The following is a 26,946-nucleotide window of genomic DNA, read 5'->3' as shown; positions in this document are numbered from 1 at the left end:
TCGGCTACGCCGCGCAGGGCTGCCAGTACGGGAGTTGGGGTACGTACTGGCTCCAGCGGTCGCGGGTGAGGGCGCCCGCACTGGTGGCGCAGAGCCGCCGGATCGCCGCGGCCGCGTTCAGGTCCAGCAGGCGGACGGTGGCGTCGGTGCTGGCGATGGCGAGGGTGTGGCCGTCCGAGCTGAACGCCACCGAGTTCACCGCGCCGACCGGGCCGGTCAGCGGCTGCCCTAAGCGGGCCGGAGCCCGGACGTCGCCGACGGTCCACCGCCAGACGGTCCCGTCGCTGCCACCCGCCGCCAGCGTCCGCCCGTCCGGACTGAACGCCACCGAGCCGACCGCGCCCGACGATCCCTTCAGCGGATCGCCGAGCGGGCTCGGAGCCCGGGGATCCGTCGCGTCCCACAGCCGGACCGTACCGTCGCCACCACCGGCCGCCAGCGTCCGTCCGTCCGGGCTGAACACCACCGAAGCCACCCCGCCCGACGCCCCCGTCGGCAGGCTGCCGAGCGGGCTCGCGGCCTGCGGGTCCGCTACGCTCCACAGCCGGATCGTGCCGTCGCCACCTCCCGCTGCCAGCGTCCGCCCGTCCGGACTGAACGCCACCGAACTCACCCCACCCGCGAACCCCCGCAGCGGCTCGCCGAGCGGGCTCGCGGCCCTGGGGGCCGTCACCTTCCACAGCCGGACCGTACCGTCGCTGCCACCCGCTGCCAGCGTCCGCCCGTCCGGACTGAACGCCACCGAACTCACCCCTCCGACAAAGCCCATCAGCGTCGTCAGCGGCACCGGCTTGCGCGGATCGGTGATGTCGGACAGCCAGACCGTCCCGCCGCCCGCGCCTGCGGTGCCGAGCGCCAGGGTGTGCCCGTCCGGGCTGAAGGCCAGGGAGCCGACCGGGCTCGAGGCGCCCGACTCGGGCATGCCGAGGGGCACGGGGCTGTGCGGATCCGCCACCTCCCACAGGCGGGCCATCGTGATGCCGTTGGAGGTCGCCAGCAGATGCCCGTCCCGGCTGAACGCCACCGGGCCGCCGCCGGGGAGGAGGGTCGGCGGCAGGCTCCACAGGGTGACGGCACCGTCGCGGCCGGCCGCGGCCAGGGTGTGCCCGTCCGGGTTGAACGCCAGTGACACGGCGGCGTGCTCCGATCCGCTCGGCAACTGGCCGAGGGTGTTGGGGAAGTAGGGGTCCGTCATGTTCCAGAGGCTGATGATCCCGTTGGCGTTCGCCACGGCGAGCACCCTCCCGTCGCGGCTGAACGCCACCGAGAGGACGTCGCTGGTGAGTCCGGCCAGTGGCTGACCGCGCAGCTTGGAGCCGGGCTGCCGCGGATTCTGGATGTCCCAGATCTCCAGGGTGTCGTGCTCCCCGCCGACGACCAGGAAGCCGCGGTCCGGGCTGACCGCCATCGGGGTGCCCGCGGCGTGGAACTCCGACAGGTGCTGTGCGGGGTGCGACGTGTCGCCCATGCCCCACAGCTCGACGTCGCCGCCCGAGTCGTCGGTGATCAGCAGCCTGCCGTCCGGGCTGAACAGCAGGGAGGAGACGACACCGATCGGCCGGATCTCGGGTCCGCTCGGCTGCGCCGGATGCGCGGGATCGGTGACGTCCCAGAGGTTCACGATGCCCGAGCCCCCGCCGCCGGCGCTGCCCACCTCGGCAAGGGTGTGCCCGTCCGGACTGAACGCCACGCCGGTGACGTCTCCGGCCGCGGTCAGCGGTGGGCCGAGCCGGGTCGGGTGCCGCGGATCGGTCACGTTCCACAGGGTCACCACCCCGCCGGTGTGTCCGGACGCGCCGAGGTTTCCGGCGGCGAGGAGGTTTCCGTCGGGGCTGAACGCCACCGAGACCACCGGGCTGGCCGTCGGCGGCTGTGCGTAGCCGAGCAGCACGGCATGGTGCGGGTCGCTCACGTCCCAGAGCCGTACGCCGTTGTCCGCGCTGCCGGTGGCGAGGAGCTGCCCGTGCGGCCCGGTGGCGACCGACCAGACGACAGCACCCGGGGACACGGCCAGGTCGGTGGCGATCGAGGTGTTCTCCAGGTTCAGCAGCCGGGAGGCGGTGTCCTGGTTCGGGGCCCGGTCGTGGGCGACCAGGGCGAGTTGGGCGGCGAGTGCCGGGTCCGTGCCGGCCAGTTGCAGCGTTTCGGCGGAGATCTGGTTGTTGATGGCCGTGGTGGCTGCGGACCGAGCCGCGGCGCTCTGCCGGAGGGCGAGCACTGCGGCGGTGAAGGCGATCAGGGCCAGGGCCGTGACGGCGGCGATCCCCCGGTGGCGCCGGCGTCGCGCCCGCTGCTCCTGGCGGCTCGCGGCGCGCAGGAAGGCGACGGCGGTGGCACTCAGGTCGCCCGGGTGACCGGCGGCCCAACTGAGCGCGGATTCCAGGAGGTTGCCGCGGTAGAGCAGGGCACTGTCACGGTCGGCGCGGCGCCAGGCGGCGGCCGCCTCCTCCATCTCCTGGCGGATCAGGTTCCCGGCGCGGTCCTGCTCGATCCAGCCCTTCAGCCGCGGCCAGGCGTCGATCAACGCCTCGTGGGCGATGGTCACCGTCAGCCGGTCCTTGGTCAGCAGTCGGTGCTGGATGAAGCCGTCGACCACCGCCGCGGTCAGCCCGCCTCCGGGCAGATCGCGAACGAGGTCCAGGTGGGCGACGTGCCGGCGGGCGTCGTCGGCGTCCCGGCCGACGGCGACCAGCCGGAGGAACAGGGTGCGCGCGACCTCGCGACCCTCGGGGGTGAGGGCGGTGAAGAGATCCTCCGCCGTCCTCGCGATGGCACCTCTGATCCCGCCGGTGAGCCGGTAGCCGTCGACGGTCAGGGTGCCGTCCCGGCGCTCCTGCCAGGTCAGCCGCAGCGTGTGCGCGAGCATCGGCAGCCCGCCGGCCCACGAGCCGGCCGTCCCGTCACCCGGTGCCGGGTCCCCGACGGCGCCGAGATCGGCCAGCAGGAGCTCGACCAGGCCGTCCTGGATCTCCAGCCCGACATCCTCCGCCGGGTGGCGGATCGCCTGCTCGATCTCGGCCTCGCTCATCGGGTCCAGCAGCACCGGGTCGGCCCGCAGCGCCGCCCGCAGCTGCTCGTACGCCGCGCACTGCGCATAGAAGTCGGCGCGCAGACCCAGCACGACCAGCGCGTTCCCGGCCGGCGGCCGGGCGAGGCGGTCGAGCACCTCGATGAACCAGCGCCGCTCCGCCTCGTCGGTGCACAGCGTGAAGATCTCCTCGAACTGGTCGACCACCAGCACGAGTCCGGCCGCACCGGCGCCGTGGAGGATCTCGTCTACGCACCGCTCGGCGTCCGACCGCCAGTCCTGCGCCGCGCCATCGTGGCCGACCGCCGTCGACAGCGCCACCGCCGGGGCGGCGGTCGGGGTCAGCAGCACCTGCCGCCAGTGCGCCGAACCCTCCACCGGAAGGCTCCCGTCGGCGATGTCGGGCAGGACCCCGGCCGCGAGCAGCGACGACTTTCCCGCCCCGGACGGACCGAGCACGACGAGCGGGCCGCCCTCCCGAAGCCGCGCGTCCAACCGCCCGCGCACCAGCGCGACGGCCTGCTCGCGGCCGTAGAACCACTCGGCGTACGGCGCGGTGAACGGTTCGAGGCCGGGGTAGGGGCACCGGTCGTCGGCACCGCGCCCGGCCGGTCGGCGGGGACGGGTGCGCCCGAAGGCCTGGATGATGCTGATGTCCCCGCCCGCGACGTAGGCGTCGCCCCCGCCGGTGACGCGGACATCCAGGCGCGCGGGCGGCTCACGCTCGGCGCCCCCGGAGGCCTGGGCGTCCGGCTGCCCGGTCACGCCGACTCGCTCCGTGGGGCCCGGGCTTCGCGGTTGACCGTGAGGTCCCGTCCCGCCACGTACGCGTCTCCCCCGCCGGTCACCTGGGCGTTGATCGTCGTCGAGCCGGCGCCGGGCCGCCGTCCGTCGGCGTCGGGCTCGGCGAGCGCGCCCTCGAGCAGCGCGCGCAGTTCGTCGGCCAGATCCGGCTGGGCGAGCAGCAGTCTGGACAGCCGCGCCTGCCACTCGGCCACCAGCACCTGCTGCAACTGCTCAGCGTTGCCGGCCTGCTGGGCGGCGAGCAGGTCCGCACGGGCCTGGGCGAGATCCTCCTCGGCTCGTTCCGGATGCGAGCGCCGCCATAACGCCAGCACGACGGATTTCACCGCGGCCCAGCTGTCGGTGGCGATCACGTTCATCAGCTGGCCAGCGGCGCTCGACGCCAGCGCCGCCAGATCCGGACCCAGATCCACTGCCTCATCAACCCCATCGTGTCGGGGTGGCCACGATACTTATATCGGGCCACAATCAAACTTGTTGATGCCTCGTCATACATGTTCACACAGCAGGAGATCCGCTCCAACCTTTCGGCTGGGGAACAGGTCCGTCGCACGCGGCGGGCCGGCATGTGGGGTTCCAGGAGTCAGCCCGGGCTCCTGACGCGCAGCAATGCAGGCATCATGGCGACTCAGGGCACAATCCCCGCCAACTACCCGGCCAGCCGGTTCCGCCGGGACCGGCGAGTGGGTGACCGAAGCCCGGCAAGGGGTGGCTCCGGCGGCCTTGATGGCAATGATCCGGTCCCGGCCGCAGAGGCGGGCGGTGGTGATCGCGGCGAGTCCAACCGCACCCCGATTGTCTCAACCTGTCACACTGACGGGCGACTTGGGCGATGAACACTCATCGGCTAGATTGACTGATGGACAGTCAGAGTGCCCTCGTCTGTCATTGAAGGGCCGACCGAGGTGCCTACGGCAGGGGGCCGACCATGGAGCCGGAACTGGCAGCACTGGCAACGGGCGCTGCGACCACGTTGGTGCGGCTTCTCGCGACCGAGAGCTGGGAGCAGGCCAGAGATGCGGTCGCCCGGCTCTGGCATCGGGTCCATCCCGAGCGGGCCGAGGCCGTCACGGCGGACCTGGACGATTCTCGGGCAGAACTCCTCACGGCGCTCCAGGATGGTGACGCACAGGCCGAACAGGAGCTGATCGGCGAGTGGCGCCGACGTCTCGGCCGGCTGATCCAGGCTGGTGGACCTGAGCTGGTGGACGAACTGCGGCGGGCGATCGATGAGTTGAGTCCGCGCCCTCCCGAGGCGACCGCACCGAGTCCGGCGGCGTCCGGATGCACGCGACGGCCTCCGACCGCGGCCGGATCTACCAGGCCGGGCGGGACCAGCACATCGTCGAGCGATGACCGACCCTGACTCCGGCGGCCGACCGGAGGAGCCTCGGATCCATCTGGAGGCGCACGCGTCCGGGGATGCCGACGTCCACATGGCCGGCCGGGACCTGCACATCCACCTGGAGGACGGCACCCACGGGGTGCGGCAGCTACTGTCCGGCGGTTCCGGGACGGAGTGCCCCTACCCGGGTCTGACGGCCTTCAGCCCGGACGAATCGCGACGGTTCTTCGGACGGAACCAGGCGACCGCAACTCTCGTTCTGCGGCTGACCGAGCGCCTTGGTTCGGGCGGTACGCAATTCGTGCTCGGCGCGTCGGGAGTAGGCAAGTCCTCTCTGCTGCGTGCCGGACTGCTGCCCGCTCTGGCCGGCGGTGCGTTGCCCCCGGCAGCGGCCGCCCGATGGCCGCGGCTGGTGTTCACTCCTACCGCCCGGCCCTTGGCCGAGGCCGCCCGCGCCCTGGGCGAGGCGTTGGACCTCGATCGGGAGGCGGTCGGGCCGACCGCGGCCGACCCCGCCCGGCTGGCCGCCGCCGTGCGCGCGGGGTTGCGCGGGGCCGCCCTGGACCGGCTGGTCGTCGTGGTCGACCAACTGGAGGAGCTCTTCACCCTCGCCCCCGACGAAGACGAACGGCGCGCCTTTCTGGAGTTGATGGCGCGGTTGTCGGGGCCGGACCAGGGCGACGGGCCCGCCGCCCTGGTCGTGTACGGGATGCGGTCCGACTTTCACGGCCGGGCCAGCGGCTACCCGCTCCTGCGGACGGCGCTGGAGGACCGGCCGGTGATTCTCGGACCGCTGTCGGAACAGGGCCTGCGCGAGGCGATCCTCTTCCCGGCGCGCTCCTCGGGCCTGGACGTGGAACCGGGTCTGGTGGAGTTGCTGTTGCACGACCTCGGCGCGACCGGCGGTGGGGAGTACGAGGCCGGCCGGCTCCCGCTGCTCGCCCACGCCCTGCAGGCGACCTGGCAGCTCCGGGACGGCCACGTCATGACCGTCCAGGCGTACCGGGACACCGGAGGCATCCTCCACTCCGTCGCGTCCACCGCCGAGCGGGTGTTCGCAGGCTTCGACGAGGACGGGCGGCGGTTGGCGCGCTCGCTGCTGCTTCGGCTGGTGGAACTCGGTGACGGGACGGACGACATCCGGCGACGGGCGACCCGGGAGAGCCTGCTGCGCGAGGGCCCGGATCCGACGAGTACCTCGGCCGTGCTGGACGCCATGATCAGCGGCCGGCTGCTCTCCCAGCGGGAGGACACCGTCGAGATCACGCACGAGGCGCTGCTGCGAGCCTGGCCGCGGCTCCACGGCTGGCTCGGTGAGGACCGCTCGGGCAAGGTGCTCCACCAGCGGCTCGCCGACGCCGCCGAGGCCTGGCTGCGGGCCGGCCGGAGCCGGGGCGACCTGCTGCGGGGCCAGCAACTGGCCCGGATACGCGAGTTGGTGAAGGGTCCCGACCGCGGAGCGGAACTCTCCGAGCTGCAGCGGGAGTTCCTCGCCACCAGCGTCCGCGCTGCCCGGTTCCGGCGGTCGGCTCGCATCGGCGGGGTGCTCACACTCGTCCTCGCGGTCGTGGCCAGCGTGATCGCCGTCCAGCAGCACCGGCAGTCCGCACGCCGCGAGGCGGTGATCGCCTCCCGCCAGCTCGCCGCGAATGCGGCGGCCGTCCGTTCCACCGATCCCGCCGCGGCGCTGGAACTGAGCCTGGCCGCCTATCGTACGTCGCCCACCCCGGAAGCCCGGGACCAGATGTACGCCTCCTACACGACCCGCTACCCCGTCACCCTCGAAGACCCCTCGGACAAGAACCACACCGGAAAGGTCCTCGGCCTCGCGTTCAGTGCCGACGGGCAGGTCCTTGCAAGCGGCGACAACAGCCACACGGTCAAGCTCTGGGAGGTGACCGACCCGGCCCGGCCCGCCTTCGGCGCAGCCGTGAACACCGAGGGCACCGCCGCGGTGGCCTTCGCCCCGAACGGGCGCGTGCTCGCGACGCACGGCCGCAGGTCCCTGCAGCTGTGGGACGTGGCCGATCCGCACCACCCCAAGCTGCTCAGCGGCACTCCCGACGGGACGGACACCGCGTACTCCCTGGCCTTCAGCCCGGACGGGCACACCCTCGCGACCGGCAGCGACAAGGGAGCCGCCCAGCTCTGGAACATCGCCGACCCCGCTCGTCCCGTACCCGTCCGCACGCTCTCCGCGGACTCCAAGGAGATCACCGGCGTGGCCTTCCACCCCGACGGTCGGATCCTGGCCACCGCGAGCACGGGCGGCAGCGTCCGCCTGTGGAACGTGGGATCCGAAGAGCCGACCGTCCTGGCCACCATGTCGGTCGGGAGCGCCTGGAGCCTGGCCTTCCATCCGGCGGGCAGGCTGCTGGTCGCCGGCGGCACGTACGGGCAGCTCAACTGCTGGGACGTCACCGATCCGAGCCGACCGGCGGCGAAGGAGATGACTCCCGATCCCCTCAGCGCACGGGGGGACTTCCTGGCCGTCGCCTTCAGCGGAGGCGGTGACGCGTTCGCCGCCGCCAGCAGCGACGGCAGCGTGAACCAGTTCCAGTTCGGCCGAAAGCCCGACCCCGGAACGGTGGACCTCAACCGATGGAACGTCCTGCACGGCTCGGGGCCGCTGCGCGCCCTGGCGTTCAGCCCCCAGAACGGCACCATGGCGACCGGAGGCGACGACGGCCGGGTACGGGTGTGGACCACCCCTGGGGTGTCGATCCCTCAGCACATGGTGGGTCAGACCGGGGGAGCTCCGGGGACGGCCTTCGGCGGGGACGGCCGCATCCTGGTGACCGGCGACCGGGACGTCGGCGTCAAGCTCTGGGACATCGCCGACCGGCGCCACCCCGTCCAGGGCGCCACGCTCCCCCGCCCGTGGGCGAAGGCCGCATTCCTGGCGGATGGCCACACCCTTCTCACCGAACCGGACGACGACTCGTCCGTCGGCCTGTGGGAGGTCACGGACGCTCATCGTCCCGTCCTGGAGTCCACCTTCGAACGGACCGGACCGGCGGACGGACATCTCGAGGTGGCGGCGAGTACCGAGTCCGGCCTCCTCGCGCTGAACAACTCCTCGGAGGGCGTGGTCCACCTCTGGGACATCGCCGACCGCCGCCATCCGCGGGAGAGCGCCGCCGTGACGGTACCGGGCACGCTGACCGGGCTCGGACTTCACCAGCAGGGGCGTGCCCTGGTGGCGATCGACGCCAATCAGGACGTGCAGCTGTGGAGCCTCGCGGATCCGAGCCACCCTGACGGTCCGCATCCACTGCCCCTGGAGTTCCACGACGCCTGGGGTGTGGCCAGCAGTCCACAGCACCGGATGCTGGTCATGGAGAAGGACCGTGACGTCCAGCTGGTCGACGTGGCCGAGATCAGGAACCCCGTACGGAAGGGATCGCTTCAGGTGGCGGCGGACGCCATCCGGTTCTTCGGCGGCGGTCGGTACGTCGTGGCCGCGTCCGACAGCGAAAGGGCCGTCAGCTTCTGGGACCTCGACAAACCGGACGCCTGGATCTCGAAGATCCCGCTGGCCAACTACGGCTCCGTAGGCGACCTGGCGGTGAGCGGGGACGGCCGTACCGTCGGCCTGGCCACCGGCGGACTCACCGGCTCAGACGTGCTGTTGTGGAACGCGGCCGATCCGACGAGCGTGTCCATCGGCTCCACCCTCACCCTGAGCGGCACCGACCTGGAGTTCACTCCCGACGGCCGCACCGTGGCCACCGATGTGCCCGACCCTCTGTACGGTGACGGCGTCCGCCTCTGGGAGCTGGATCCAGATCGCATGTACCAGGTGATCTGCGCCGATGTCGGCATCCCGGCCGACAGGCAGTGGACGGCGTACGCCGGGCAGCATCCGTACCGGCAGCCGTGCGTCTGACTCCGGGCCACCGAGCCTTTTCACGTCGGGTACACCGTCAGGACACGCCTTGGCTGTCGGCTGAACACCATGGGAAGGTTGTCCGAAAGGTCTAGATCGTTTTCTCTCTTTGCGCCAGGATGCTGCGCGGCCGGTGGAACGACAAGGTGGGAGTCAGGACTGCGCTGGCAGACCTACGCCGAGGCGCTGCAGAACGCCGGCGTGAGCTGGAAGGTCTACCAGAACGCCAACGACAACTTCGGCGACAACGCCCTGGCCTACTTCACCCAGTTCGCGAACGCCGCCCCCGGCACCCCGCTGCACGACCGCGGCATGGCCTCCGTGCCCGCCGTCACCGGCCGTACTCCGGACGACATCGCGCTGGCCATCAAGAACGACGTGCTGAACGGCACCCTGCCGCAGGTGTCCTGGATCGTGGCCGACCAGCAGTCCTCCGAACACCCCTACGCCACCCCCGAGGACGGCGCGCACTTCGTGCACATGGTGATGGACGCCCTGAACGCGGACCCGGGCGTGTTCAACTCCACCGTCCTGCTGCTCAACTACGACGAGAACGACGGCTTCTTCGACCACGTCCCGCCCCCGGCCGCACCCTCCGGCCCCCCGGGTGAGTTCTACAACGGCACCAACATCGGCCTCGGGTTCCGCGTCCCGCTGATAGCCATCTCGCCCTGGAGCCACGGCGGTTGGGTCAACTCCCAGGTCTTCGACCACACCTCGGTGCTGCGCTTCCTCGAGGTGTGGACGGCCGCCCTCGGCAAGCCCGCCGGCTGCGTCAACATCAGCGACTGGCGCCGCAAGGTCTGCGGCGACCTCACCGGCGTCTTCGACTTCGCCAACCCGGTGTACGGCATGCCCTCGCTGCCCGACACCTCGCAGACGATCGGCCTGGCCACCTGCGGTCCGCTGCCCAACCCCTCGCCGAGCACCAACTCCCGGCCCGCCCAGGAGCCCGGCACCCGCCCGGCCCGCGCCCTGCCGTACCAGCCGGGCGCCAACCTGGACCGCATCGAGTACGACAACACCAGCACCACGAAGGTGTGGCTGAAGATGTCCAACGACGGCGGACACGGCGCCGCACACTTCGCCGCCTACGCCAACGCCCACCGTGACGGCGGCCCGTGGCAGTACACCGTCGACCCCGGCAGCCCGGTGAGCGACTTCTTCAACTGCGGCTGGTTCTACGGAAACGGCGCCTACGACCTGAGCGTGGTCGGCCCGAACCGCTTCCTGCGGCGCTTCATCGGCGACACCACCAAGGCGGGTGGCAACGTCGGCGTCACCGCCTCCTACGCGCCCGCACCGGACACCGGCAAGCTCGCGGTGTGGTTCGCGCTGGCCAACAACAGCGGCTCGCCGGTGACCTTCACCATCACCACGAACCACTACCGCCTCGACGGCCCGTGGACCTACACCGTCCGGCCGGGCGCGTCCGTCAGCGACTGGTTCAACCAGGTGGCCTACTGCAACGGCTGGTACGACTTCACCATCACCGTTGACTCGGACGGCGGTTGGTCTCAGCGCTTCAGCGGCCACCTGGATGACCGGAAGCCCCAGCATCTCCGGCTGACCCCCGGGGCGCGCGCGGCATGTCGGACCGGTGCAGAATGCGGCCATGGCCATTGCGCGTTGGAACGGCGAGATCATCGCCGAGAGCTCACGGACCACGGTCGTCGAGGGCAACCACTACTTCCCCGTCGACTCGGTCCGGACTGAGTTCCTGGTCCCCTCTGCGACCACCTCCATCTGCCCCTGGAAGGGCACCGCCTCCTACTACACGCTGCGGGTGGCGGGCGCGGAGAACCCGGACGCGGCCTGGTACTACGCCGACCCGAGCCCGGCCGCCGCGCGGATCGCCGGGCACGTGGCGTTCTGGCGTGGCGTCGAAGTCACCGGCGAGTAGGGCCGGTTGCGGGGTCGGGGCGGCGAAGTCGCCGACGGGCCGGGCCGGTTGACGTTCGCGGGGCGTCAGTCGACCGAGAGCCCCCGGGCCGCCGCCGTCAGGGCGTCCAGGACCGGCCGGATCAGCGGATGCCGCTCGGCGCCGCTGCGTACGGCGGCGAAGACCTTGCGGGTGGCGAGTGCGCTGTCCACCTGGCGTACCGCGACCCGGGAGAGGTCGACCCCGCTCAGGGCCGAGCGCGGGACCAGCGCCACGCCCGCCCCCGCCGAGGCGAGGGCCACCACCGCACGGAAGTCGTCGGAGGAGTGCACCAGCCGGGGCTGGAAACCCGCGTACTCGCAGGCCAGCAGGACCACGTCATGGCAGGGGTTGCCGGGGTAGGGGCCGATCCACGGCTCGGCGGCGAGCTCGGACACGGCTACCGGGCCCGCGGCGGAGGCGAGCGGGTGGCCGAGCGGGAGTACCGCCTCGAACGGCTCGGCGTAGAGCGGGACCCTGGTGAGCCGCTGGTCGTCGGCGCGCGGCGCACCCCGGTACTCGACGGCGACGGCGATGTCCGCCAGCCCGTCCAGCAGCATCGGCAGGCTGGCGTCGCCTTCGGCGTCCAACACCTTGATCCGCACCCCGGGCGCCTCCCCCGCGAGGGCGGTGATCGCCGGGGCGAGCACCAGCGCGATCCCGGTCGCGAACGCCGCCACCGTGACCTCGCCCGCCGCACCCGCGCTGTACGCGGCGAGGTCGGCCTCGGCCCGTTCGAGCTGGGCGAGCACCGCGTCTGCGTGGCCGAGCAGGATCTCCCCGGCGGCGGTGAGGCGGACGCCCCGGCCGTCGCGGGCCAGCAGGTCGTGGCCGGTCTCCTGTTCCAGCGCGGCGAGCTGCTGGGAGACGGCGGACGGGGTGAGGTAGAGCGCGGCGGCGGCGGCCGTCACGGTGCGGTGGTCAGCCACGGCCCGCAGGGTCCGCAGCCGTCTTGCGTCGATCACTCACACATTCTGCCAGTGTGGAGCGGGTGCGCGGTCGCGGCCGGTGCCCTGCGGACTGCCGGTGCCCGGTGCGGGGCCGGGCGGGTACGGCCGCGCCCGTCCTCTCCGGTAGGTGGGCTCAGTGTCGCGGCGCGGCGGGCCGCAGGTAGGCGAACCAGGTCAGCAGCAGGCACAGCGCGTAGTAGCTCAGGAAGACCAGGTAGGCGGCGTCGCCGTTGTGCGCGGTCAGGAAGGCCTGCCGGAAGGCGATGTTGACCAGGACCCCGCCGAAGGCGCCGACGGCTCCGGCGAGGCCGATCAGGGCGGAGATCGACCGGTGCGCGGCCCGTTCGGTCGCCACGGGGTCGGCGCCGGCGCGGATCGCCGTGTCGGCCCGGGCGCGGTGGATCGCCGGGATCATCTTGTAGGTCGAACCGTTGCCGACACCGCTGAGCGCGAAGAGGGCGACGAAGCCCGCCAGGAACAGGACCAGCGAGTGCTGCCGGGAGGCGGTGAGCACGGTCGCCGCGCCCGCTGCCATGGCGGCGAAGGTCCAGAAGGTCACTCGGGCCCCGCCCCAGCGGTCGGCCAGCAGCCCGCCGACCGGACGGGCGAGCGAGCCGAGCAGCGGTCCCAGGAAGGTGAGGCAGGCGGCCTTGACCGCGGTGTCGAACCGCTCTGCGACAACGGTACGGCTGCCTCATCCCGCTCCGCGACCGCCTCGCCGAGACGGGTTGGGGCTGCGACCGGCCGGCCGGAGCCGGGCGGCCCGGCCCCCGGGATCCCCGGGCGGTCGTCCTCGCGGGGGCCGGCTCCAGCGACCGGGCGGCCAACGCCGACACGGCGCGCATGGCGCGGCTGCTGCAGGAGCGGCTGGGCGTCCGGTGACCGCCTCCCATCTGAGCGCCGCCGTGCCCACCCCGGCCGAGGCCGTGGCAGCCCTCCGTGCCCGGAGACACCGCCAAGTGGCCGTCGCCGGCTACCTGTCGGCCCCCGGCTTCTTCGCCCGGCGCGCCACGCAGGCCGGCGGCTGCCTGACCTCCGCGCCGCTGGGCCCGCACGAGGCCGTCGCCCGCCTCGTCCTGCACCGCTACGACCAGGCATTCGACTGCTGAACCGCCCTCGCCTCGGGGCGCGGTGTGAGTCCGCTCCGGCGAGAGCGGTGCTGCAACACCCGGCCGGGGGGAGCGCGCGGCGCCGTCGCACTGCCGGTGCGGCCGTCCTGTCCCGGTACGGCCGCACCGACAGCGTCTCCGGGCCGCCCCGCCGGCGGCGTTGCGGCGCCGGCGGGGCAGGTCGAACGGAGCGGCCGGTACTACTCGCCGAGCGCCGCGCGGGCGTCGATGAAGGCCGCCACGGCGCGCTCGACGTCCGCGGTGGAGTGGGCTGCCGAGAGCTGGACCCGGATCCGGGCCTGGCCGTGCGGGACGACCGGGTAGGAGAACCCGATCACGTACACGCCGCGCTCCAGCAGCAGTTCGGCCAGTCGGCCCGCCTTGGCGGCGTCACCGATCATCACCGGCGCGATGGCGTGCTCACCGGGCAGGATCTCGAAGCCCGCCTCGGTCATCTTCGTCCGGAACAGCTTGGTGTTCTCGGCCAGCCGCTCGCGCAGGTCGCCGGACTGCTCCAGCAGGTCGAGCACGGTGAGCGAAGCGGCGGCGATCACCGGGGCGAGCGAGTTGGAGAACAGGTACGGGCGCGAGCGCTGGCGCAGCAGTGCGACGATCTCCCGGCGCGCGGCGACGTAGCCGCCGGAGGCGCCGCCGAGGGCCTTGCCGAGGGTGCCGGTGATGATGTCCACCCGGTCCATCACGCCGTGCAGTTCGGGGGTGCCGCGCCCGCCGGGGCCGACGAAGCCGACCGCGTGCGAGTCGTCGACCATGACCATGGCGTCGTAGCGGTCGGCGAGGTCGCAGATCTCCCGCAGCGGGGCGATGTAGCCGTCCATCGAGAACACGCCGTCGGTGACGATCAGGCGGCGGCGGGCGTCCTGGGCGGCCTTGAGCTGCGCCTCCAGGTCGGCCATGTCGCGGTTGGCGTAGCGGTGGCGGCGGGCCTTGGACAGCCGGATGCCGTCGATGATGCTCGCGTGGTTGAGCGCGTCGGAGATGACGGCGTCGCGCTCGTCGAGCAGGGTCTCGAAGACACCGCCGTTGGCGTCGAAGCAGGAGGAGTACAGGATGGTGTCCTCCTGGCCGAGGAAGGCCGAGAGCCGGTCCTCCAGCTGCTTGTGGACGTCCTGGGTGCCGCAGATGAAGCGCACCGAAGCCATGCCGTAGCCCCAGCGGTCCAGCGCGTCCTTGGCCGCCGCGACGACCGCCGGGTGGTCGGCCAGGCCCAGGTAGTTGTTGGCGCAGAAGTTGAGCACCTCTCCGGGGCGTCCGCCGGCGGTGACGGTGACCGCGGCGCTCTGCGGGGTGCCGATCACGCGCTCGGGCTTGAAGAGGCCTGCCTCGCGGATCTCGTCCAGGGTGGCGGCGATGTCCTCGCGGACGTTGTCGAACACGATGTCTCCTAACGTGGTGTCAGACCGGAGCGGTTATCGGGTCTCAGACGGTCCAGTCGAGAATGACCTTGCCACAGTTGCCACTTGCCGCCTCGTCGAAGGCGGCCTCGAAGTCCGCGGCGGCGTAGCGGCCGGTGATCACCGGGCTGAGGTCGAGGCCGCCCTCCAGCAGGACGGACATCGCGTACCAGGTCTCGAACATCTCGCGGCCGTAGATGCCCTTGATGGTGATCATCGAGGTGACGATCCGCGCCCAGTCCACCGCGAAGTCGTCGGCGGGCAGGCCGAGCATGGCGATCTTCCCGCCGTGCGTCATGTTGGCGATCATCGACTGCATCGCCTCGGGACGGCCGGACATCTCCAGGCCCACGTCGAAGCCCTCACGCAGGCCGAGCTGCTGCTGGCCCTCCTCGATGGTGTGCTTCGAGACGTCCAGCGCCAGCGAGACACCGACCTTGCGGGCCAGGTCCAGGCGGTAGGGGGAGACATCCGTGATCATCACGTGGCGGGCGCCCGCGTGCTTGGCGACGGCGGCGGCCATGATGCCGATCGGGCCCGCGCCGGTGATCAGCACGTCCTCGCCGACCAGCGGGAAGGAGAGGGCGGTGTGCACGGCGTTGCCGAACGGGTCGAAGATCGCGGCGACGTCCAGGTCGACCGGCACCCGGTGCACCCAGACGTTGGAGGCGGGCAGCGCGACGTACTCGGCGAAGGCGCCGTCGCGGCCGACGCCCAGGCCCACCGTGTTGCGGCACAGGTGGCGGCGCCCGGCCAGGCAGTTGCGGCACTTGCCGCAGACCAGGTGGCCCTCGCCGCTGACCAGGTCGCCCACGTTGACGTCGGTGACCGCCGAGCCGATCTCGGCGACCTCGCCGACGAACTCGTGCCCCAGGGTCAGCGGGGTGTCGATGGTCTGCTGGGCCCAGCCGTCCCACTTGCGGATGTGCAGATCGGTGCCGCAGACACCGGTGCGCAGCACCTTGATCAGCACATCGGACGGTCCGATCTCAGGCATGGGGACGTCCATCAGCCAGAGTCCGGGCTCGGCCTTCTGCTTGACGAGTGCCTTCACGGCGAGGGCTCCTGACGCACGGTGGAACGGACCTGCCGGGGAGGGACAGGCCGAGGTCTACCCGGCGTACGGCCCCTGCCGGGCCGGGCAGAGTGAAATCTGCCTGGTCAGAGCGGGTGCGGTCCATCGAGGAATTCTTAAGGGCCGCCACAGCTGGGCTTCACGATCCTGCCCGAGCCGTGCCCCGCACCTCCCGGCGGCCCGCCGCGCACCACTCGTTCGGCGCAGGTGGCGACCGAGCCGGGCCCGCCTGCCGGGGCCGTCGATGCGGTCCGGCTCGTAAAATCTTGTCCGTGTCTTGTCAGATATCTTCTGGGGTGCGGTCCGGCCGAACTACCTTCGTCGTCTGTGACAGACCGTCGATTCCGTCCGCTCACCGTCATCGCCACGCTCCTCGCCGCCCTCACCATGGCGCTGCTCGGCCCCGCGGACGCGCGAGCGAGCTCCGCGGGCACCGTCCGCCACGGCGCCAGCCAGCCCGTCTACTCCTACGCCGACGCCGTCCGGGAGACGGTCTGGGTCGACACCGGCCTGGACGGTGACGGCGACGGCCGCACCGACCGGGTCGCCGCCGACATCATCCGGCCCCGCGAACCGGCCGCGGCCGGCCTGCGGATCCCGGCCATCATGGACGCGAGCCCCTACTACTCCTGCTGCGGGCGCGGCAACGAGCTCCAGCTCAAGACGTACGACCCGCAGGGCCACCCGGTCCAGTTCCCGCTCTTCTACGACAACTACTTCGTCCCGCGCGGCTATGCCGTGGTGCTGGTCGACCTGGCCGGGACCAATCGCTCCGACGGCTGCGTGGACGTCGGCGGCCCGTCCGACGTCGCCTCGGCCAGAGCGGTGGTCGACTGGCTGAACGGCCGGGCCAAGGGGTACAGCACCCGGACCGGCGGCAGCACCGTCCGACCGACCTGGGCGAACGGATCGGTCGGCATGATCGGGAAGTCCTGGGACGGCACCATCGCCAACGGTGTGGCCGCCACCGGGGTGAACGGGCTGAAGACCGTCGTCCCGATCTCCGCGATCAGCTCCTGGTACGACTACTTCCGCTCGGCCGGCGCCCCGCTCTACAGCGGCACCCCCGCCGACCTGGCGAACGTGGTGGAGAGCTCCGCGGCCGCCGCCAAGTGCTCAGCCGTCCAGCGCGAGTTGGCCGCCGGGTCGCCCGCCAACGGCGACTGGACGTCCATGTGGCAGCAGCGCGACTACGTCGCCGCCGCCTCTCGGGTCCGGGCCAGCGTCTTCGTGGTGCACGGCCTGCAGGACCTGAACGTCCGCGACATCAACTTCTCCCAGTGGTGGACGGCGCTGGCCCGAACCGGCGTCGAGCGGAAGATCTGGCTGTCGCAGACCGGCCACGTCGACCCCTTCGACTACCGGCGCCCGGTGTGGGTGGACACCCTGCACGCCTGGTTCGACCACTACCTGCTGGGCGTGGACAACGGGATCCAGCGCGGCCCGGTCGCCGACGTCGAGCGGGCGCCCGACCGGTGGACCCAGGACCAGGCCTGGCCCGCGCCGGGGACGGTGACCAGTCGGCTCGGCCTGCAGCCCGGTGCCCTCACCACCAAGGCCGGCGAGGGCACCGCGAGCTTCACCGACGACCCGTCGCACGGCGAGGCCGACTGGGCGGCCGCCGCCGATGCCACCACCCCCGACAAGGTGACCTTCACCACCGGCGCCCTCACCCGGGACCTGCGGATGTCGGGCGGCGGCTCGATCACTCTGACCGTCCGGCCGTCCACCACCAGCGCCCGCCTGAGCGCGGTCCTGGTGGACCTCGGACCGGCGGCCATCCGCAACTACCTGGGATCGGGCGAGGGCATCACCACCCTGGGCACCCGCTCCTGCTGGGGCGACAGCGCCCCGGGGGACAGCGCCTGCTTCCTGGACACCGCCGCCGACACCGCCCAGGTCGACTACACGGTCTTCAGCCGGGGCTGGGCCGACGTCGGGCACTACGCGAGCCTGTCCCGCGGCGTCCCGCTCACCCCCGGGAAGACGTACTCGATCACCTTCGCCCTGGCCGGCACCGACCACGTCGTGCCCGCCGGCCACCGGCTCGCCCTGATCGTGGCCGGCACCGACAACGGACTGATCGACCCTCCCTCCACCAAGCCCAGCGTCACCGTCGATCTGGCGCACTCCTCCCTCCGGCTTCCGCTGGTCGGCGGCGCCGGCCAACTGCCGGACGTCACGGGGCAGATCAGCTCCCGGCCACTGCACGGGCTGCCCGCCGGCAGCCCCGGCACCGGCGCCCGGCCGGAACGCTTCCGCTGACGCGGCCCCGAGTGCCGGCCGGTCGTCGACCGGTCAGTCCAGCTCGTACTCGAAGGTGTACGGGACCGACAGCTCGCCATGGCTGAAGACGAAGCCGCCGGTCCCGCGCCCGCCAACTCCCCGGTGCCGGAACCGGGGACCACCTCGAAGGTGCAGCGGGTGCCGTCGCAGTCCGGTCGCGGTCTGCGACCTGCTCAGGTTCGGGTCGGAGGCGGAGGTCCTCGGCCCGCCCGAGCTACGGGAGGCCCTCGCCCGTACGGTGGCCGAGCTGGCCCGCCGTTACGGGGTCGATCCGGCGGACACCGCCGCCGAGGGGCGGCCCGGGGAAGACCGCCCGGCTCAGGGGTGGAGCAGTTCCGCGAGGTTGTAGGAGACCGGTTCCTCCAGCTGGTCGTAGGTGCAGTCGGCCGGTTCGCGGTCGGGGCGCCAGCGGCGGAACTGGGTGGTGTGGCGGAACCGGGTGCCTTCCATGTGGTCGTAGGCGACCTCGCAAACGCGCTCGGGGCGGAGCGGCACCCAGGACAGGTCCTTGGTGCCGGTCCACCGGCTCACCGCGCCGGGCAGGCGGGAGGAGGCCTGCGCGGACTCGTCGGCCCAGCCGGCCCAGGGGTGCCCGGTGATGTCGGCCATCCGCAACGACTGCAGCTCCTCGGCGAGTTGGGCTCGTCGGGCCATCGAGAACGCGGCGCTGACGCCGACGTGCTGGAGTTGTCCGGTGGCGTCGTAGAGCCCCAGCAGCAGGGAGCCGACCACCGGGCCGCTCTTGTGCTCGCGGTAGCCGGCCAGCACGCAGTCGGCGGTGCGCTGGTGCTTGACCTTGAACATGGTGCGCTGGCCGGGTCGGTACGGCTGGTCCAGCGGCTTGGCCACGATGCCGTCCAGCCCGGCACCCTCGAACTGGGAGAACCAGGTGCGGGCTCGGCCGGGGTCGGTGGTGGCGGGGGCGGTGTGGACCGGTGGCCGGGCCCGGTCGAGCGCGGTGCACAGGGCCGCGCGCCGCTCGGTGAGCGGGAGTTCGGCCAGCGCCTCGGTGCCGAGCGCGAGCAGGTCGAAGGCGACGAAGGAGGCGGGGGTGCGTTCGGCCAGGGTGCGGACCCGGCTGGCCGCCGGGTGGATCCGTTCCAGCAGTTCCTCGAAGTGCAGCCGGCCGTCGTGCGCGATCACGATCTCGCCGTCCACCACGCAACGTTCGGGCAGTTCGGCGCGGAACGCGGCGACCAGTTCGGGGAAGTAGCGGGTGAGCGTCCTTGCGGTGCGGCTGCCGATCTCGACCTCGTCGCCGTCCCGGAAGACCACGGCCCGGAATCCGTCCCACTTGGCCTCGTACTGCATACCGGGCGGGATCTCGTCCACCGCCTTCGCGAGCATCGGCGAGACCGGCGGCATCACGGGAAGGTCCATGCTCCGATAGTGGCGGGCCGGTTGCCCGCCCGCGTGCCGGACACGTCGGGCGAAGCCCGCTCGGCCTAGCGTGGGCCCATGGCGGCAACGACACGAGCGGTGGAACTCGAGGTGGACGGCCGGGCGGTACGGCTCTCCAACCCCGACAAGGTGTACTACCCGCAACGGGGCTTCACCAAGCTGGACGTGGCCCGGTACTACCTGGCGGTCGCCCCGGGCGTGCTGCGCGGCCTGCGGAACCGGCCGACCACGCTGCAGCGCTTCCCGGACGGTATCGAGGGCGAGTCCTTCTACCAGAAGCGCGCCCCGAAGAACGTGCCCGACTGGCTGCCGACCGCGCGGATCGCCTTCCCCAGCGGACGCACCGCGGACGAGATCTGCCCCACCGAACCGGCCGCCGTGCTCTGGGCCGCCAACCTGGGCTGCCTGACCTTCCACCCGTGGCCGGTCCGCCGTGCCGACACCGAGCACCCGGACGAGCTGCGGATCGACCTCGACCCGCAGCCCGGCACCGGCTTCGGCGACGCCGTCCGGGCGGCCCACGAGCTGCGCGGCCTGCTGGACGAACACGGCCTGCGCGGCTGGCCCAAGACCTCCGGCGGACGCGGGCTGCACGTCTACGTACCGGTGGAGCCGCGCTGGACCTTCACCGACTGCCGGCACGCGGTGATCGCCCTCGGGCGGGAGCTGGAGCGGCGGATGCCGGGCAGGGTCACCACCGCCTGGTGGAAGGAGGAACGCGGCGAGCGCATCTTCGTCGACTACAACCAGATGGCCCGCGACCGCACCATCGCCTCCCCGTACTCGCTGCGCGCCCACCCGGAGGCCACCGCCTCGGCCCCACTGCGCTGGGAGGAGCTGGACGAGGTCGCGCCGACCGACTTCGACCTGCGGACCCTGCCCGAGCGGTTCGCCGAACTTGGCGATCTGCACGCGGAGTTGGATGACCACGCGTTCTCACTGGAGCCGCTGCTCGAACTGTCGGCCCGGCAGGCCCGCGACGAGGGTCTCGGTGATCTGCCCTATCCGCCCGACCATCCGAAGATGCCGGGCGAGCCCGCCCGGGTCCAGCCGAGCCGGGCGCGCAAGCGGGAGCATTAGCCGGACCGGACCGGATCCGGTCAGGTCAGGTCAGGTCAGGTCAGGTCACCTCAGGTCAGTGCGCGGGTCGATGGTCCAGTGGTTGACCGCATGGTGGTTCCGGCGAACTCCGCGCCGACGTCCCACTTCTACGCCACCGAGTCGTACTGATCGCGCACCTGCGTCACCGGTGCGCGAACTGGCCTACGGCCGCCCCGGGATGATCTCCGGCTACGAAAATCCTGCCGGAGCCACATTCACGTGTACGTCGACAGCAGGTCGACATTCGATGAGCGGATCCGTCAATCGACCGTCCATCAACCCCTCCTACGGTCCTGCCTAACGCACCGTCGGCCCGTCCGGTCCGACGGTACGCCTCAGGGAGGAGCGAGCAAGTGACAGTACGTGTACTGGGCAGAGCCCTGGCCGTCGCGGCCGTCCTGGTCGCCGCGGGCGCCGGGCTGACCGGCAGCGCTCAGGCCGCGGCAGGGCAGAGCGGCCAGATCCAAGGGAACGGCGGCAAGTGCCTGGACGTGCCCGGCGGGACCACCACGAACGGCACCCAGGTGCAGATCTACACCTGCAATCACACCAATGCCCAGGTGTGGACGGCGCCGCAGGAACCGTCCGACCCGTCCACGCTCCAGCAGCAGGTCATCGACCTGGTGAACAACTACCGCGCGCAGAACGGCAAGCCGCCGCTAGAGCCGGACCCGGCACTGACACGCACCGCGCAGGACGAGGCCGATGCGGAAGCCGCGCACGGGCAGGAGGGGCACTACACCTTCGACCACATCTTCGACTCGCTGCAGGCCTACGGCTACAGCCATCCGATGGGTGCGGTGGCAGAGAACGCCGCCGGCGCGCCCGGCTTCTGGACGGACGCCCAGTCGGTGGTGCAGGCCTGGATCGACGAGCCCACCCACCGGGCCTACATGCTCGGCGACTTCACCTACACCGGCGTCGGCCTGACCGTCGACAACGGCACCTACTGGTGGGCTCAGGACTTCGCCGGCTGACGATCCATCAGCTCCAGAGCCGGTCCTCCTCGCGACCGGCGTTCACCTCACCACTCACTCACCGAACAGGACAGCTCCCATGCGCATCACCCGTACCCTGACCCGCCTTTGCGCCACCGCCGCCGTCGGGGTGGTCCTGCTGACCGTGCCGGGTACCGCCTCGGCCGCCACGCCCGACGTGGTCACCCAGACCGCGACCGGGTCCGGCAGCCAGACGTTCGCCCTCACCATCGACGACGGCCCGAGCCCGACGTGGACGCCGCAGGTGCTCGACCTGCTCAAGGCCCACGGTGTGCACGCGACCTTCTGCCTCATCGGCGACCACGCGCAGGCGTATCCCGACCTGGTGCAGCGGATCGTGGCCGAGGGCCACCACCTGTGCAACCACACGATGCACCACATCAACCCCACCACCCAGACCCCGGACCAGCAGCGGGCCGACATCCAGGCCGCCTCGGACGCCATCCACGCGGCCGCGCCCGGCGCCAACATCGAGTACTTCCGCGCGCCGGAGGGCGGCTGGACCTCCGACGCCACACAGTACGCCGCCCAGCAGGGCATGCAGCCCATCGGCTGGTCCGTGGACACCGAGGACTGGCGCACCCCGGGCGTCGACACCATCTTCCAGAACTACAAGCGGGAGTTCAGCGGTGGTGGCGTGATCCTCATGCACGACGGCTCGGAGGAGAACGACCGCAGCCAGAGCGTGGCCGCCATGGACCAGATCCTCAGCGACCTCGCCAACAACAACGTCACCGACGACGCCCCGGCCGTGCTCGGTTGAGCACACCGCCGAGACAGACAGAAGGAGTTGCCACGATGACAGGAACAAGGCTGACCAGGTTGGCCGGGCAAGCGGTGGCCGCGGCGCTGCTCGCCGTGGGCGTGCCGGTGGTCGCAACGGCCCCGGCGCACGCCGCCGACTCCTGCACCGCCTCCTGGTACGGAGCGCCCGGCGAGATACCACCGGGTTCGACGACCGCGAGCGGTGAGGTGTTCGACCCGCAGGCGATGACCGCGGCCAGCCCCGACCTGCCCTTCGGGACGGAGGTGACGGTGACCGACACCGACACCGGGGAGTCGGTGACGGTTCGGATCAACGACCGGCCGACCAACACCAGCCGATGCATCGACCTCACCCTCGGCGCGTTCAGCACCATCGCCGACCCCAACCAGGGCCTGGCCACGGTGACGCTGGACATCGCGGGGAACTGACGCCCATCCGCACCGGCGGGGTCCTCGGCCGACCGGGCCGGGGCTCCGCCCCACCGTCCGTAGGAATATGGCGGCACTATGACGTGCCGCCAGAGCCACGGCGTCATCTGCCGGTCCGCGACCTGCCCCACCTCAGATCGGGCAGCTACCGCAAATCGCAGTGCCTCGCCGGCTGCGGAGTCCGACTCGGTCCATCGCCAACGGCGGGCCGGGACCGGGCAACTCACATCGAGTTGAGGCCCGTCCGCGGCTTCCGCAGCCGACGAATCCGGTGTGGCCTGAATCTCGGTCATCTGCCCCTCCAACCCAGCCAGGTTGGCGCTAGCCGATGCGATCGGCCCAGTCGGCCGGCACCCGGCCGGCCGGGCCGGGAACGGGCTGGTCCAGCGGGTGGCTGTCGGGCGGGGCCAGCTGCGGGCCTGACTCGTAGAACTCCGACGTGTCGTAGTTCCAGAACCAGGCCTCGCCCGGTTCGAAGGTGCGGATCACCGGATGTCCGCTCGCCTTGGCGTGCGCGGTGGCGTGCTTGGCGGGCGAGTCGTCACAGCAGCCGATGTGGCCGCAGGCGGCGCATCGCCGCAGGTGCACCCACCAGCCGCCCGCCGCGTCGCACTCGACGCAGCCGGTGCCACTCGGCGCCACAGTGGGGTCGATCGGGTTCTCGGTGCTCATGGCAGCGGCTCCTACCGGTTGACGGGCTCTGCGGGGCTGATCGGGAGGCGGACCTGGAAGCGGGTGTCGCCGGGCGCGGACTGCAGGCGCAGGTCGCCGCCGTGCCGGTTCACGATGATGCGCCAGGAGATGTCCAGGCCCAGGCCAGTACCTTCGCCGACCGGTTTGGTGGTGAAGAACGGGTCGAAGACCCGGCTCTGCACATCGGCCGGCACGCCCGGGCCGGTGTCCCGGAACTCCACCAGCACGCGATCCCCGTCCCGTGCGGTGCGAACGCTGAGGGTGCCGCCGTCGCCGGTGCTCCGCATGGCCCAGACGGCGTTGTCGATCAGGTTCGTCCAGACCTGGTTCAGCTCGGCCGGGTATCCGGGGATGCTGGGCAAGGTTCGGTCGTAGTCGCGGACGACGGTGATGTCAGGGCCGATCTTGCCGGAGAGGAGCAGCAGGGTGCTGTCCAGCAGCTCGTGCACGTCGGCCTTCTGGTAGGGAGCTCGGTCCAGCTGCGAGTACTCCTTCGCCGCGCCCACGAGCGAGGAGATGCGGTGGGTGGCGTCCTCGATCTCGCTGAGCAGGGTTTCGGCCTCGACCGTGCAGCCGATCCAGTTCAGCGCCCGGCCGAGCATGTCCTCGGGCACCGCCGAGGCGATCTGCTCCAGCCAGTCGGTGCCGAGACCCGCCTGGACGAGGACGGGTGCTAGCTCCCAGCCGTCGCCGATCCTGCGGTCCTCCAGCCAGTCGCCGACCTCGTCCTCGCGGTCCGCGGCCTCCAGCGCGCCGAGCGGCGGGGCCTGCCCGATCTGGCCGATGGTCATGTCCTGAAGGTCGTTCAGGTGTGCCAGTTCCTCGCTCCGGCGCGGATCGGCCGCGAGTTCACCGAACTCGCGCCGAATCCGTGCGATGCGCTCGCGCAACGCTGCGGTGGCCCGGACGGCGGCGGCCGCAGGGTTGTTGAGCTCGTGGGTGAGCCCGGCCGTCACGGAGCCGAGAGCGAGCAGGCGTTCGCGCTGGCCGACGGCCTCCTGGGTGTTCTTGAATCCGAAGAACAGGCCCTCCAGCAGGTGGACAGCCATCGGGAACCAGTCGCGCACGATCTGCGCGAAGGCTTCCGCCGGCAGCACGAAGAACCTCGATCGTTCGGTCACCCGCAGCGAGTTGTTGTACACCTGCGGTACCTGGTCACCGAGGTACGCCTGGAAGGCCCCGGCGTAGACCCCGGGCACCGACGTGCTGCTGACGTCGACCTCCTGGCCGCCGACGAGACGCGAGAGCACGACGGTTCCCTCGAAGAGCACGTAGAAGTCGGTTGCCGGATCCCGCTCCCGGTACACCGGGCCGGGATCGAACCATTCCACATGGCCGTCCCGGCACAGCTGGGCGAGCTGGTCGGGAGTCAGCTTCTCGAACAGGAACAGCTTCCGCAGCTCCTGCTCGTCACAGAGAGCCCAGCCGCCGGTCACGACTGCTCCAGGTAGCGGTGCGCGAGCATGACGGCCATCGCGCCCTCACCGACCGCGGAGGCCACCCGCTTGGCGGATTCGGCCCGCACGTCCCCAGCTGCGAAGACCCCCGGCACATTGGTCTCCAGGTGGTACGGAGGCCGGTCCAGTGCCCATCCGGCCGGGGGACGCCCGTCGACGGTCAGATCAGGGCCGGTCAGCACGAAGCCGTGCGGGTCCCTCAACACCGTGCCGTCCAGCCAATCGGTCAGCGGCTCGGCGCCGATGAAGACGTACATCCAATGTGCATCGACCGTCTCGGTCCGCCCGGTCGCTCGGTTGAGCAGCGTCAGCCCCTCCAGGCGCTCCCGGCCGTGGGCGGCCTCCACGACCGTCTCCGTGCGCACCGCGATGGTCGGGGCGTCCTCGACCCGCTGGAGCAGGTAGTACGACATCGAGGCGGACAGCTGCGGCGCCCGCACCAGCAGGGTGACGCTCCGGGCGCTGCGGGCCAGGAACATCGCGGCCTGGCCAGCCGAGTTCGCCCCACCGACGATGTACACGTCCTGACCCTGGCAGGCGGTCGCCTCGGTCAGCGCCGAGCCGTAGTAGACCCCACGCCCGGTCAGGTCGGCGGCCCCCGGCACCTCCAGCCGACGGTACGACACACCCGTCGCCAGGATCACGGCCTGGGCCGAGATGGCCGAACCGTCGGCGAAGCGCACAGTGCGAGCCGCACCGCTCACCTCCAGGCCGCTGACCTTGCACGCCGTGAGCAGCTCCGCGCCGAATTTCGTCGCCTGGCGACGCGCCCGGTCCGTGAGCTGAGCCCCGGAGACGCCGTCGGGGAAGCCCAAGTAGTTCTCGATGCGCGAGCTCTGCCCGGCCTGGCCGCCGGTCGCCTCGCGTTCCACGACGACGGTGCGCAGCCCTTCCGACGCCCCGTAGACTGCGGCGCCGAGGCCAGCCGGGCCGCCACCGACGATGACCAGGTCGTAGAAGTCGGCCGCCGGGGTCGTCGACAGGCCCACGTGCGCGGCCAGGTCCCGCTCCGTTGGTTCCGCGAGGGCGGTGCCGTCCGAGGTCACCACCAGCGGCAGCCGCAGCGCATCCTGCCCCGCGGCGGCCAGCAGGCGCGTGCCCTCCGGCTCCTCGACGGAGTACCACCGGTACGGCACCTGGTTGCGTGCGAGGAACTCCCGGATCTGCGAGGAGCGAGCCGACCAGCGGTGGCCGATGACCTTGGTTATGCCCACGGTCCGGCCGTCGGTTGCCCGCCACGTCGCCAGCAGGTCGTCCACGACCGGGTACAGCTTCTCCTCGGGCGGCTCCCAGGGCTTGAGCAGGTAGTGATCGAGGTCGACGACGTTGATGGCGTCGATCGCGGCGTTGGTGTCGGCGTAGGCGGTGAGCAGCACTCTGCGCGCCCCCGGGTGCAGATCGAGCGCCTCCTCGAGGAACTCGATGCCGTTCATCTGCGGCATCCGGTAGTCCGCGAGGATCACCGCGACCGGCGTACCCCGCAGCTTCAGCTCCCGCAGTGCCTCCAGCGCCGACTCGCCGGACTCGGCGCGGACCACCCGGTACTCGTCCCCGTAGCGGCGGCGTAGGTCCCGGGCAACGGCGCGAGACACTCCAGGATCGTCGTCCACGGTCAAGATCACGGTCCGCACCGCATCGGCGGCCTCTGCCATGGTTCACCACCTCGGACTGTCGCCGCGGGCGAGGGGAACAGCCCTTCCGGTTTGCTCGCCGGTTGGCGGCGCAGCCCACCGTCGGGGGTATCCCGGAGGAACGGCTCCATGCGAGCGAACGCTGGGGCCGACTCGCTCTCCGCCGGCCCGAAGACCATCTCTGGCCGTTGGCCCGAGCAGCGTCACCCTCGTCGCGCAGCCCGCTGGCAGGGGACTCCCGACCACGTAGTGGCGTCTGCCACTGACCACGGATCGCACGGGATGCCGCAACCTACATTTCGTCCCAGTCTGTTTGGGAGGGCCTCTTGGCGGCGAGGCCCCGACCGGGCCCTGTGAGCTGCCAACCGACTGCGGCAGTTCTCCCCGGTGTGGTGGGAGAGGGACGCGGGGTTCCCGATTGGTTCTTTCCTCCCAATGGTATCCGTGCGCCCACGCAGGCGCTTCGCATTGGCCATGCCACCGGCCTCCTGAGGAGGAGAGAACCAGCGACCTGGTCTCGGAGGGTCTCGAGGCCCACGGCGCTATCGAGCGGTGGCGGCAGTACGCGGCAGTACACGACCGCCACCGCGGTGATCGTCAGCGACGGCGATCTCTTGAGCATCGAGGGAATGCTGCAGGAACCGAGCCCCCG

20 protein-coding genes and 1 pseudogene are annotated in these 26,946 nt (G+C 71.7%); 11 read left to right on the top strand and 10 right to left on the bottom strand.

Features of this window, described 5'->3' with window-relative positions; all coding sequences use genetic code 11:
* Positions 1-4: 4 nt before the first annotated feature.
* Both ACWDAK_RS05310 and ACWDAK_RS05305 read right to left on the bottom strand, forming a co-directional pair.
* Positions 5-3,793 carry an nSTAND1 domain-containing NTPase gene (locus tag ACWDAK_RS05310; RefSeq protein WP_427393128.1) on the bottom strand — a complete coding sequence of 1,263 codons (3,789 nt, stop codon included), beginning with the start codon at positions 3,791-3,793 and terminating at the stop codon, positions 5-7.
* Positions 3,790-4,245 carry a hypothetical protein gene (locus tag ACWDAK_RS05305; RefSeq protein WP_344639072.1) on the bottom strand — a complete coding sequence of 152 codons (456 nt, stop codon included), beginning with the start codon at positions 4,243-4,245 and terminating at the stop codon, positions 3,790-3,792. The genes ACWDAK_RS05310 and ACWDAK_RS05305 overlap by 4 nt, the downstream gene beginning before the upstream one ends.
* A 515-nt stretch (positions 4,246-4,760) precedes the next feature.
* Between ACWDAK_RS05305 and ACWDAK_RS05300 the strand changes: the two genes are divergently transcribed.
* The 4 genes and pseudogenes from ACWDAK_RS05300 to ACWDAK_RS05285 all read left to right on the top strand — a co-directional run bounded on the left by ACWDAK_RS05300 (position 4,761) and on the right by ACWDAK_RS05285 (position 10,969).
* Positions 4,761-5,198 (top strand): hypothetical protein, encoded by a 438-nt coding sequence (locus tag ACWDAK_RS05300; RefSeq protein ID WP_427393127.1) that lies wholly within the window; start codon positions 4,761-4,763, stop codon positions 5,196-5,198.
* Positions 5,185-9,066 (top strand): WD40 repeat domain-containing protein, encoded by a 3,882-nt coding sequence (locus ACWDAK_RS05295; protein WP_344639074.1) that lies wholly within the window; start codon positions 5,185-5,187, stop codon positions 9,064-9,066. Before ACWDAK_RS05300 ends, ACWDAK_RS05295 begins: the two co-directional genes overlap by 14 nt.
* A gap of 150 nt (positions 9,067-9,216) precedes the next feature.
* Positions 9,217-10,636 (top strand): annotated as a pseudogene (locus ACWDAK_RS05290) (alkaline phosphatase family protein); the annotation flags it as partial.
* A 45-nt stretch (positions 10,637-10,681) separates the two neighbouring features.
* A complete protein-coding gene (locus ACWDAK_RS05285) occupies positions 10,682-10,969 on the top strand; it encodes a DUF427 domain-containing protein (RefSeq protein ID WP_344639075.1) in 288 nt (95 codons plus the stop codon).
* Between the two features lie 65 nt (positions 10,970-11,034).
* On the opposite strand, the gene ACWDAK_RS05280 is transcribed toward ACWDAK_RS05285, so the two are convergent.
* Positions 11,035-11,952 carry a LysR family transcriptional regulator gene (locus tag ACWDAK_RS05280; RefSeq protein ID WP_344639076.1) on the bottom strand — a complete coding sequence of 306 codons (918 nt, stop codon included), beginning with the start codon at positions 11,950-11,952 and terminating at the stop codon, positions 11,035-11,037.
* Between the two features lie 118 nt (positions 11,953-12,070).
* The gene (locus tag ACWDAK_RS05275; RefSeq protein WP_427393126.1) at positions 12,071-12,496 is read right to left on the bottom strand and encodes an MFS transporter; all 426 of its coding nucleotides are present in this window, start codon (positions 12,494-12,496) and stop codon (positions 12,071-12,073) included.
* Positions 12,497-12,815: 319 nt separating this feature from the next.
* On the opposite strand from ACWDAK_RS05275, the gene ACWDAK_RS05270 reads away from it, so the two are divergent.
* Complete coding sequence (locus ACWDAK_RS05270; protein ID WP_344639078.1) at positions 12,816-13,046, top strand: hypothetical protein; 231 nt, start codon at positions 12,816-12,818, stop codon at positions 13,044-13,046.
* Between the two features lie 200 nt (positions 13,047-13,246).
* Here the strand turns inward: ACWDAK_RS05270 and ACWDAK_RS05265 are convergent, their stop codons facing one another.
* Together ACWDAK_RS05265 and tdh are read right to left on the bottom strand one after the other, a co-directional pair.
* Positions 13,247-14,440: a glycine C-acetyltransferase gene (locus tag ACWDAK_RS05265; protein ID WP_344639079.1), complete on the bottom strand. Its 1,194-nt coding sequence runs from the start codon at positions 14,438-14,440 to the stop codon at positions 13,247-13,249.
* 43 nt (positions 14,441-14,483) lie between these two features.
* Positions 14,484-15,512, bottom strand: coding sequence for an L-threonine 3-dehydrogenase (gene tdh, locus ACWDAK_RS05260; protein ID WP_344639080.1), 1,029 nt, complete (start codon positions 15,510-15,512; stop codon positions 14,484-14,486).
* A 408-nt stretch (positions 15,513-15,920) separates the two neighbouring features.
* On the opposite strand from tdh, the gene ACWDAK_RS05255 reads away from it, so the two are divergent.
* Together ACWDAK_RS05255 and ACWDAK_RS05250 are read left to right on the top strand one after the other, a co-directional pair.
* Positions 15,921-17,798, top strand: a complete 1,878-nt coding sequence (locus tag ACWDAK_RS05255) for a Xaa-Pro dipeptidyl-peptidase (protein ID WP_427393138.1) — start codon at positions 15,921-15,923, stop codon at positions 17,796-17,798.
* A 55-nt stretch (positions 17,799-17,853) separates the two neighbouring features.
* Positions 17,854-18,168, top strand: coding sequence for a hypothetical protein (locus tag ACWDAK_RS05250; RefSeq protein ID WP_449806445.1), 315 nt, complete (start codon positions 17,854-17,856; stop codon positions 18,166-18,168).
* Here ACWDAK_RS05250 and ACWDAK_RS05245 read toward each other — a convergent pair.
* Positions 18,138-19,199, bottom strand: coding sequence for an ATP-dependent DNA ligase (locus ACWDAK_RS05245; protein WP_344639081.1), 1,062 nt, complete (start codon positions 19,197-19,199; stop codon positions 18,138-18,140). The genes ACWDAK_RS05250 and ACWDAK_RS05245 overlap by 31 nt on opposite strands.
* Before the next feature lie 99 nt (positions 19,200-19,298).
* Here ACWDAK_RS05245 and ligD point away from each other — a divergent pair, with 99 nt between their 5' ends.
* The 4 genes from ligD (at position 19,299) to ACWDAK_RS05225 (ending at position 22,513) form a co-directional block, all read left to right on the top strand.
* Positions 19,299-20,300: a non-homologous end-joining DNA ligase gene (gene ligD, locus ACWDAK_RS05240; protein ID WP_425557789.1), complete on the top strand. Its 1,002-nt coding sequence runs from the start codon at positions 19,299-19,301 to the stop codon at positions 20,298-20,300.
* 374 nt (positions 20,301-20,674) lie between these two features.
* Positions 20,675-21,298 carry a CAP domain-containing protein gene (locus tag ACWDAK_RS05235; RefSeq protein WP_427393125.1) on the top strand — a complete coding sequence of 208 codons (624 nt, stop codon included), beginning with the start codon at positions 20,675-20,677 and terminating at the stop codon, positions 21,296-21,298.
* Positions 21,299-21,377: 79 nt separating this feature from the next.
* Positions 21,378-22,082 carry a polysaccharide deacetylase family protein gene (locus ACWDAK_RS05230; RefSeq protein ID WP_344639084.1) on the top strand — a complete coding sequence of 235 codons (705 nt, stop codon included), beginning with the start codon at positions 21,378-21,380 and terminating at the stop codon, positions 22,080-22,082.
* A gap of 35 nt (positions 22,083-22,117) precedes the next feature.
* Positions 22,118-22,513, top strand: coding sequence for a septal ring lytic transglycosylase RlpA family protein (locus ACWDAK_RS05225; RefSeq protein ID WP_344639085.1), 396 nt, complete (start codon positions 22,118-22,120; stop codon positions 22,511-22,513).
* A 321-nt stretch (positions 22,514-22,834) separates the two neighbouring features.
* Here ACWDAK_RS05225 and ACWDAK_RS05220 read toward each other — a convergent pair whose 3' ends face one another.
* From ACWDAK_RS05220 to ACWDAK_RS05210, 3 genes are read right to left on the bottom strand one after another with little or no spacing between them, the layout of a single operon-like run.
* The gene (locus ACWDAK_RS05220) at positions 22,835-23,185 is read right to left on the bottom strand and encodes a UBP-type zinc finger domain-containing protein (protein WP_344639086.1); all 351 of its coding nucleotides are present in this window, start codon (positions 23,183-23,185) and stop codon (positions 22,835-22,837) included.
* An 11-nt stretch (positions 23,186-23,196) separates the two neighbouring features.
* Positions 23,197-24,642, bottom strand: coding sequence for an ATP-binding protein (locus tag ACWDAK_RS05215; protein ID WP_344639087.1), 1,446 nt, complete (start codon positions 24,640-24,642; stop codon positions 23,197-23,199).
* Positions 24,639-26,315, bottom strand: coding sequence for an FAD-dependent oxidoreductase (locus tag ACWDAK_RS05210; protein ID WP_344639088.1), 1,677 nt, complete (start codon positions 26,313-26,315; stop codon positions 24,639-24,641). The genes ACWDAK_RS05215 and ACWDAK_RS05210 overlap by 4 nt, the downstream gene beginning before the upstream one ends.
* Between the last annotated feature and the right edge of the window lie 631 nt (positions 26,316-26,946).

Source organism: Kitasatospora sp. NPDC001175 (genome assembly GCF_053598215.1).
This window is presented reverse-complemented; position numbering and strand designations above follow the sequence as displayed.